The following is an 8,952-nucleotide window of genomic DNA, read 5'->3' on the forward strand; positions in this document are numbered from 1 at the left end:
GGTGAAACCACACAACCGGAAGCGCCCCGGGCTCAACCACCTGGCCTTCCACGCCGGCGACCACGACCGCGTCAATGCCCTCACCGCGGCAGCCGCCGACCACGGCTGGGCACTCATGTTCGCCAACAAGCACCCCCACGCCGACGGTCCACAGACCTACGCCGCCAACCTATCGAACACCGACGGCTACCAAGTCGAGCTCACCGCGAACAACCCGTAGAACTCGCCGATCCACAGGTCTTGACGATTCCTCCCGCGCTGCCACTTCCAGGCCATCGTCAGCAGCGCGTTCGGGTCCATCATCGTGAAGAGGGCCCGCACGAAGTTCTGCTGGAACTCCTCGTAGGTCGAGAACTCCAGGCCCTCGGCGATCGGCGGGATGCCCCTCCAGAACTCCGTCTTCCAGAAGTCCGTCGTCAGCCCCATCGTCGCCCAGATGTCGGCGTGCCGGGTCAGGCCGTCGCGCACATCCTCGTGCGAGGCGTACTCGCCGCCGGCCCAGCCGGGGTCGGAGGTGATGGCGTCCATGAGCGTCTTCGCGAAGAGCGTGTCGTGCGGCGTGTTCTGCGCCGTCCCGGCGATCGGCGCGGCCCGGAGCACCTTGTCGGGGTAGCGGACGGCCCACTCCCACGTCTGCTGGGCGCCCATCGAGCCGCCGACGACGAGCGCGAACCGCTCGACACCGTAGTGCTCGCGCATCAGCTGCTCCTGTGCACGGACGTCGTCCCCGATCCGGACCTGCGGGAAGCGCGACATGGCGATGGACGGGTCATCGGTCGTGTGGGGCGAGGTCGAGAGGCCGTTGCCGATCTGGTTGACGACGGCGATGAACCACTTCGTCGGGTCGAGCGCGCGACCCTCGCCGATGTACACCTGCCACCACGTCGCGTGCGTCCCGGAGAACCACGTCGGTACGAGGATCGCGTTGTCCCTCGCCTCGTTGAGCTCGCCGAAGGTCGCGACGGCCAGCTGGAGGTCGGGGATGACGCCGCCCTCCTCGAGCTCGAAGCGGCCGATCGACCGCAGCTCGTACGGCCCCTGGATCTCGGGCGTGTAGAACGGGTTCTCCAGGGGCATGGCGGGTCCTCTCGTCGCGGCGCTGCTGACCGGCCCGATGCTAGGCGGTGCGCGCCGGCGGAACCCCGCCCGGGATCCGGACGGTCTCAGCGCGGTCCAGGGGGTCAGGGGGCGGGGGTGGTGAGCCGGCGGACGGCGAGGACGCAGAGCGCATGCGTGACCTTGACGAGCTCGCCGAGGTCGACCGACTCCCGCGGCGAGTGCGGGAGCCGGACGTCGCCAGGGCCGTACTGGAGCGTCGGCACCCCGGCCGCGGCGTAGGGGGAGCAGATCCGAGCCGTAAGGCGCGCCGCCCGCCACGGGTCGCACCGCCCCGACGGCCTCGGCGGCGTCCGCCACCTCGTCGGCCAGCGGATGGCCCGCCGGCAGCCGCCCGGACGCGAACGCCCCGCCGGGCCAGGTGACGACGGGAGGATGCTCCCGCAGCCACGGGTCGCCGACTGCCGCCTCGGCCACGCACCGCTCGAACGCGCGTCGCGGGCGGACTGCGGGTCCTCGTCGAGCGCCACGCCGTGGCGACCCTCGGTGTCGAGATGCAGCGAAGAGTGCACCATCGCGTGCGGGGTGCCTTGCACGAATCGGCGCCCGGGGCGAGATCGTGCACTATCTGGGTTGGCTCATCCGTGCCGGTCCCGCCAGCTTGCGTCAAAGCTGGGCCGGTCTCGTACGGTAGACCGGCACCGGCAGTCGCAACTCGTCAACAGCGATCGTCATGTTCGCGTACGCCGCCGCGGCGGCGGCAAGATTCAACGAGGACATCGGGGCGCACATGACATCCGACTCGCCCAGTGTTCCCGCCTCCAAGCGGTCCGCGAAGGTGTCCGCAGCAGCCGCCGCGTCCGCGGCATGCTGCGTAGTCCCCGCAGGAACGGGCTTTCCCGTCCCGGACACGAACGCCTCCCACACGAGCAGGCCCGACTCACCGGACAACCACACCTCGGGCCGGGTCGTGCAGGCCATACCCGGCAGTTCGGAGCCCACGCGCTCCAGAACCCAGGCCATCTGCACCAGCCCCGTGGCCAACGCGCCACTACCTGCCCCGGCCGACCAAGGCCGCGAGCGACCATCGACGGTCTCGCCCTGCCGCGCCTTTCCCAAGGTCCTCCAGCCGTCGATTTCATCGACAGGGCTAACCGGGAGAACCAGAGGGGCCTCGAACCCGAGCGCCACCCGGACGCCCCTGGTGAGCGCAGCGAGTACTGAGACGGCAGCCTCTTCAGGGCTGGTGCCTCCCCCGCCCACGGGCCGACGGCCTGGGAGGTCAAGTCCCGCCCATGCAAAGTTGGTCAGAACGGAGCCAACGTCGACCGCGATCACTCGTGTCTCCATCAACGCATCATCCGTTTCGCGGCTGTGCCTCCGGGACGGGGTGGCCCAGCAGGACGAAGGAGGCGATGCCGGGTTACAGCCAACGCCAGACCCCCTCTCAGGTATCGAGCCCCTCTGATTTCATCTCAAGTTCCACGAGCGATGCGCGCGCGGCCCGAATCTGCGGTGTGGAGGGGGCCGTGGACCACGCGCCCGTGGCTTCTGACCGCACAATCGCTCGAAGGTCAAGGTTCTCGTACGGCAGAACCGGTCGTCCAGACGCAAACAGTCCGTTAGTCGTTCGCACTGCGAAGTGTTCGACGCGGATTGAGCGATAGTCACCGTACCCCCATCATCCCTGGCCGCAAGCGGGGCCGAGTTATCGACCACCTCTGCAAGGCCGCCAAGCAGACACGCCGCGTAGGCGTGTAGTTAAACTATGGACCCATTTGATCAAAGTAGGCGGCATCTCGACACATGTCGAGATGCAGCGAGGATTGCACGACCTCGTGCGGGGCGCATTGCACAACCAGGCCTAGCGATCAGGCCCGCGCAGATTCTCAGGACATAGAGGCTGTTTTGGAATACTCAGTTTGGCTGACAGTCGAGGACCAAATATTCCACCTCATGGCATTCCACCCTCGTCCGTGCGCACAAGGGTGGGGTCAAGCGCCGCGCCCTCGAGCGCAGGCAGCGGCCCATCGAAGGGCGGCGGCCCTTGAACGCCATCGAGCAGAGTCAAGACGCTGTCCTCATCAAGTGCGCTTACACGCACTCCCGCCAGTTGCTCGACAACTTCGCTGGCGACCAGAGACTCCCCGCGACGCGACACCAACCGTGCGAGCAACTGCAACAACGCCTCCGGTTGGACAAACCGCGCCTTCCAACCCCCAGAACCAAGGACGCCGTAGGCGCTGGGACGAATTCGGGACCGCAGGACAACCAAGCAGTTGCGCTCGCGTACATGCCGTACCTCGACCTCACCGATCTCCCCCTTGGGCACGAGCAAGACAACTTGGTGGTCTCCAGCCACAGCTGCTATCTCTACGTGGTGCGTCGTATCACCCAGAGTCACGTCCGCTCCAATCCCCTTCAGAAGCGTGCGCAAGTGACCAGCGTAAGCTTCCGCAGTCGGAGCTTCTTCGAGGGTCACCGACAGCTCATCGAACGTTATTCCTGGCCATCCAGGAACAAATTCCGAAGCCCACTCTTGAGCGACTCGCTGTCGCCGGCGCTCATGCTCCAATTGGCGGTTCTCAAGCTGAGCCTGCGCCGCGTCCCTCTCCTTCGAACTAATCCCCTGATGATCTTTCAGCGGGCCGGTGGCAAGGATTTCATTCCATCCGGAGTCTGGGACTTGCATGTCCCAAAGGAGCGCCAGACGCCCCCTGTGCAGACACTCAATGCGCATCTTAGCCACGGGGGCAAGCCAAGCCGGCAGACCCACCTCCGTCTGCAAGGCCAGCATCCTCACCCTGTTTGACCAGTCCACGCCAGACTCAAAGGACACATCAACAGCGCCCCGGAGCACGCCGGCGACCTGCTCGCAGAGCTGCTCAACGTCGCTGTAGTGCACCTTGAGTTCAACTGGGCGTTCTCTCGGCCGATCCTCTTCTGACCGAATCGCGCTCGAGATACGTGCTCGGATCTCACGAAACGGAATCCCGCGAGACCACTCGAAAGCGACAATCGCTCGGAGCAGCGCTGTAGCGTCGCGATCTTCAACCAATTCACTGTTCGCTTGCAGAGTCCTCAGCAATTCCTCGGAGACTACCTTCTGCCCCTCGCGAACAAAGCGTGCGGGTAGAGGATACTTCTCACCTCTTGATGACAGCCGGGCATTCTGCTCCCGCAGGAAATCAGTCTCAGCCAAATAAGCAAGGGCGTAAGTGATTATCGCTTCCTTCAACGAAGGATAATGGCGGCGGGGCACGCTTGGAAGGCCTACCCATGCAGTGACTGCTTCGATCTCGCTACTCCGGCAGGCATTAAAAAGAAGGTCAATGTCCCCAGCGCCCTTCACCACGAGCCGCGCCAAGCGCTCCAAGACTGCGGAACTCTTCAAGGACAAACCTGACCTTGCCAAGGCCAAACCCAGAATGGATAGTCGATACTTGCCATTTTCCAGCGCGAGCAAGCCTTGACCCTGCAGGCGCGCCAGCACCTCCTCTGGTTGAGGCAGTGCCACCGGTACCGGCTGCTCACTAGCCACAAGGAGTGCCTCGAGGACCGCTTCGATTCGCCCTGTCAGCGACGCGACCGACCGACCGTACCCATCAGCGGCCAGGACCTGCAGCACAAGCAATGAAACGTCCTCTAGGGTCCGGACTTGCCCAGTGACCCTAGCTGTGCGGTCCCTTGATGCGACATATCTCTCGAAGACCCCCTCGACGCTAGACAGATCTTTCTGCCCTTGTGCCGTCAGTCCGGCGACGTCTTCAAGATCCTTTTCCCCCGGAACCAGAAGATAGAACTCCCCGCGCTCCCGACGGGCGAGTCCCCTTCTGCCGGCCCTCCCAGCCTTATTGTCCAACTCTGCCGGGGTTGCCAGCCTTAGACTCCGGTCGCTTCCGTAACTCGCCAAGCTCGTCGCGACAACAGCGTCTGCGGGCAGATTGATCCCTTGGGCAAGAGTGTCCGTTGCGACGAGGACTCGGAGCATCCCGCTTTCACTGCGAAACTCATCCTCGAGCTGCTGACGCAGGCGCGAGGGGAGCCGAGCGGAGTGGAATGCCACTCCATGACGCAGTCCCCGAAGGACGTCCTCCCACTGGGGCAGGTCAGAGTACTTCAGCGACAGATACTTCTCCTTGGCGTCCTCCTCCGCTAGGGCCGCACCGAACCGGGAAGATGCCCAAGGGCTGCCCTCCTTGGGAGCCGCACCCAGCTGAACTTCCAGGCTTCGCTGGATGCTGCTACAGAGCTCTTGCGCTGCCGTACGACCCGACACAAACACGATGATGCGTCTGTGAGGGTCGGTGGTAACCAAGTGCGTGACAAGCTGTACTGCCAGCGGCGCCGTGCCGAGTCCATGGACTTGGATTTTTGATGAATCGAACGCACGGAGCTCTTCTCCGAAAGAATGCTTCTTGGTGCGGGGGTCCGGGACCCTAATGTCTTCCGAGCCAAGGGAAAGCAAATGCGCGTCGGGTTGCATCTTCCACCGAGTCTCGTCCAGCACATAAGCATCCAGAGGCACTGGCCGAGTGGTTGACTGCAGAAAGTAAAAACCATCCACGCCCAGCCAGTGACGAAGCGCTGTGGTTGACCGTTCACTAAGGGTCGCGGAGAGCCCGAGTATGGATGGTCTCTGATCCTTGGGAATAAGTTTGATGAGCGTTAACAGTCTTTCGAGCTTGACCGCTCGCTCCTTGTCCTCCACAAGCGTCTGAAGCTCATCAACCACAAGGAGCCCGGTGTTACTCAGCGTGCTGCGCCCCGAAACCAAATACCCCGCGAGCTTCTCATAAATGGCGAGTGCGACCTCAAACCTTCCTTTTGAAACTGGGGAATCATTCTCGGGGTAGTCCCGCGATGATCCGTAGACGCGGATCTCGCGATCCGCCTGAGACCAGGCTGCGACCCATGGGCCCCATTCGCGAAGTTCCTGGGCGACAAGCGCTTTTGTGGGGAGGAGCATGACTGCGGACGTACTCCTGGCGAGAGCCTGATTCATCAGGACCCGCGCGAGCGTGGTCTTCCCCGTACCGGTCACAGCACTGACCAAGAGGGGCTCGCGTTCGCCAAGTGCCACGGCACCTCGCTCAAGTAGCTCGCGTTGAAAGTTTCCCAACGCATCAACTGCTCCGAATTGCGTCTCGACTTCGTTTCTGACTGGGACCGGAAGACCCTCCAGCAAGTCGCCCGCGCTCGACGCTTGTTCAGGTTGACCATCACGATCAACGCAGGGATCCGCAGGAGAAGTACCCCCTCTTGATAGTGGCACATTGAGGAGATCCGTCAGGAAGGGCAGCAGATCAGAGTGCTCATAACCATACGAGAGGAATGCGACCTTATCCGAGAGGAGGGGACTGGGTAGATCGATTTCGCGAACGAGAACAAAGATTTTGCGGGCGGTTTCACCGTAATTCTCTCGAAACCAATTTAGAAAGGCCGAGAAGTTGGGGTCTGCGATCCCAGATCCATAGCCCATGAGCAACAGAGTATGAGAGTGTGAGATGGTTTCAAGGACCTTTGCCACGGGTCTAGCCATCGCCAGGCGGGTGTAGTCCGACCCAGATAGGATTACGGATTCGGGCGTTTGATAGTGTCCGTGGACGTGAAATACGTGCGTTTCAGGGTGATCGGCGAACTTATCTATCTTTCCGAGATCTGTCCAAGTAAGTGGACGTCTATCGGTGACGTCCTCCAAGAGGCTGTCGTAGTTGGTGGTTAGCACTGGCACCGGAAGGGAGAAGACTCGACCCCACTCGGTGTCGGCCGGGGTCAACTTCCCGACCGTGCGTTCTAGCCAGGCACGATACTCGCCCGCGTTGATGGGGTCCTGAAGCCTTCTTTGAAGCCATTCGGCCACAGTGATAAATGTGTCGGCATCTGGAACCTCCTTAATCATGCTCTTGAAGCGAGTCGCCTTGTCGTAATCGGCCGTCCCCAGCGAGCCCACGAAGTCCAAGCCGTCGAGCAGCAACTCGCTCCAAGTCGCTCCGGGCTGGCCTGAGACTGACGCGCTGATCCCTGTGCCGCATACGAACGCGATCTTGTTGGCGCGCGCTCGATCGCGAATCTCTTGCAGCCATAGCTCCGTGGCATCCACGGTTCGAGCCTACCCAGCCGGGGGGTTCGGTGCCCGCCTTTTGATGGCGACGGCAAGTTGCAGTTGCTGACCCTCGTCGAGGGACTTCTCGAACTGACGGTAGCGGGCGCGGTCCTTGGCGGTCGGCTTCTTGCCATGCCAAGCGGGGGAGAGGTCGAGATGGGCGTGGGCGACGTTGACCCACTGCCAGGTCAGGGCGTGAGGCTGGCTGCTGTCGCGGGTTGACGGGCGGCAGTGGCGGGCCCACTCGTCGAACCAGCGGCTCATCCAGAGCCGGTGGCGGATCTTCGCCGCAGTGGCGCGGTAGTCGCGTCGGGGCGTCTCTTCGATGGCGCGCCTGATCCGGTCTTCCCATTCGTCAGCGGTGACGCGCATGGTTGCCGAGCACGCTCGGGCGCAGCGCACGCCCATCGGTCCGGGCATGCCGAGGGCTTCGGCCGCTGCGGCCCAGGACGTCACGTCTGGGTGCAGCCGCGCTAGTGACAGGGAGGCGAAGAGCCGGACCGTGGCTTCGGTGGAGTCGGAGGCGCCGGCGAGGTGCTCGACGTACTGCTCGTGGGGGGTGACTTGCGGGATGACGAGCAGGTTGATCGGCATGGGGGCTCCATCGGTTCTGGGGGTGTCGAGGTGGTGGGACAGGCGGCGGTGCGGGGCACGGGCGGCCATCACGAGGCGGGTCAGGGCGGGGGTCATGACGGTGCGGTCGGCGAGCCACCCGAGGGGCCCGTCGTTGGTGGTTGGGGTGAGCTCGGTCCACGGCGTCAACAGCCCGGCGGCGGTGTCGACGTCGGCGCCGGCGAGGATCGCGTCCGCGGTTGCTAGGGCTCCAGCGCGGATGCGTGGGTGGTCTGGTGGGCGTAGGCCCCAGCGGGGTCCGCGGTCAGCGGTGCGGTCTGCGGTGACGGCGGCCAGCTGAAGCACCCAAGCGGCGAGGGTCTCGGCGCCCGGTTGTCCGGCCAGGTGCAGCAAGAGCGTGCTCAGGTGCCGCAGGTCGGCCAGGTATGCCGCTGGCCTGGCCGGCCGCCCAAGAACCGGGACGTGCCTTCCTGCGAGGGCGGAGTCGATCCGCGCCTGCGTCGCCAGGACGGCCGGTGACGCCGGCGCCGTGGGGAGGGTGGTGAGGTCGTGTTGGCACTGCTTGACCGGTCCTTTGCCGAGCGGGTTTCCGCACACGGGTGTCGCGCCGACGCGGCGCAGGTAGGAGTGGCGTTGGTCGCGGAACGGCCGGCAACACGACGGGTATTCCGCGACGAGCACGACGCCGTGGTCGGTACAGGTGGTGACCAGAAGCAGCCTCCACGCGGTCTTCCAGATCCCACTGTCCGCGAGGCAGCCCGGACAGAGCTGGGTGCCATGGGCCGGTGCCCAGCCGCGAACGGCGACCTGCCGGTAGGAGTGCCGGTCAGACGGGTCGAGCCCGGTCAAGTCGAGGGCGGTGCCCTCGAACGCGCCGAGGGTCGCGGCATACACGTGCTGTTCGTCGACGCGGGCGAGGGCAGCGAGGCGAGTGATCGTCTCAGGTGCCGGGGCGAGGGTGAGGGAGGAATCGTCAAGACCTGTGGATCGGCGAGTTCTACGGGTTGTTCGCGGTGAGCTCGACTTGGTAGCCGTCGGTGTTCGATAGGTTGGCGGCGTAGGTCTGTGGACCGCCGGCGTGGGGGTGCTTGTTGGCGAACATGAGTGCCCAGCCGTGGTCGGCGGCTGCCGCGGTGAGGGCATTGACGCGGTCGTGGTCGCCGGCGTGGAAGGCCAGGTGGTTGAGCCCGGGGCGCTTCCGGTTGTGTGGTTTCACC

At 64.3% G+C, this 8,952-nt stretch carries 6 protein-coding genes and 1 pseudogene; 1 reads left to right on the plus strand and 6 read right to left on the minus strand.

All coding sequences use genetic code 11. The annotated features are described in order from the left end of the window. Window positions 1–220: hypothetical protein (locus tag K313_RS24035; RefSeq protein ID WP_029212960.1), on the plus strand; the 220-nt coding region annotated here is incomplete at its 5' end. Here K313_RS24035 and K313_RS0119010 read toward each other — a convergent pair. From K313_RS0119010 to K313_RS24650, 6 genes and pseudogenes are all read right to left on the minus strand, one after another. Further along, window positions 187–1,077 carry an alpha/beta fold hydrolase gene (locus K313_RS0119010; protein WP_029212961.1) on the minus strand — a complete coding sequence of 297 codons (891 nt, stop codon included), beginning with the start codon at window positions 1,075–1,077 and terminating at the stop codon, window positions 187–189. The genes K313_RS24035 and K313_RS0119010 overlap by 34 nt on opposite strands. Window positions 1,078–1,181: 104 nt before the next feature. Beyond that, the gene (locus K313_RS23760) at window positions 1,182–1,322 is read right to left on the minus strand and encodes a hypothetical protein (protein WP_156911477.1); all 141 of its coding nucleotides are present in this window, start codon (window positions 1,320–1,322) and stop codon (window positions 1,182–1,184) included. Between the two features lie 400 nt (window positions 1,323–1,722). Then, on the minus strand, window positions 1,723–2,247 hold the full coding sequence (locus K313_RS0119020) for a hypothetical protein (protein WP_156911478.1): 525 nt from the start codon (window positions 2,245–2,247) through the stop codon (window positions 1,723–1,725). Window positions 2,248–3,010: 763 nt separating this feature from the next. Further along, window positions 3,011–7,159: an SIR2 family protein gene (locus tag K313_RS23300; RefSeq protein ID WP_156911479.1), complete on the minus strand. Its 4,149-nt coding sequence runs from the start codon at window positions 7,157–7,159 to the stop codon at window positions 3,011–3,013. 9 nt (window positions 7,160–7,168) lie between these two features. Further along, window positions 7,169–8,698, minus strand: a pseudogene (locus K313_RS0119040) (TniQ family protein); the annotation flags it as partial. Between the two features lie 34 nt (window positions 8,699–8,732). After that, window positions 8,733–8,952, minus strand: a 220-nt coding sequence (locus K313_RS24650) for a VOC family protein (protein ID WP_029212966.1), incomplete at its 5' end; no start/stop codon positions are given.

This window comes from Arsenicicoccus bolidensis DSM 15745, from assembly GCF_000426385.1.
Lineage (GTDB): Bacteria > Actinomycetota > Actinomycetes > Actinomycetales > Dermatophilaceae > Arsenicicoccus > Arsenicicoccus bolidensis.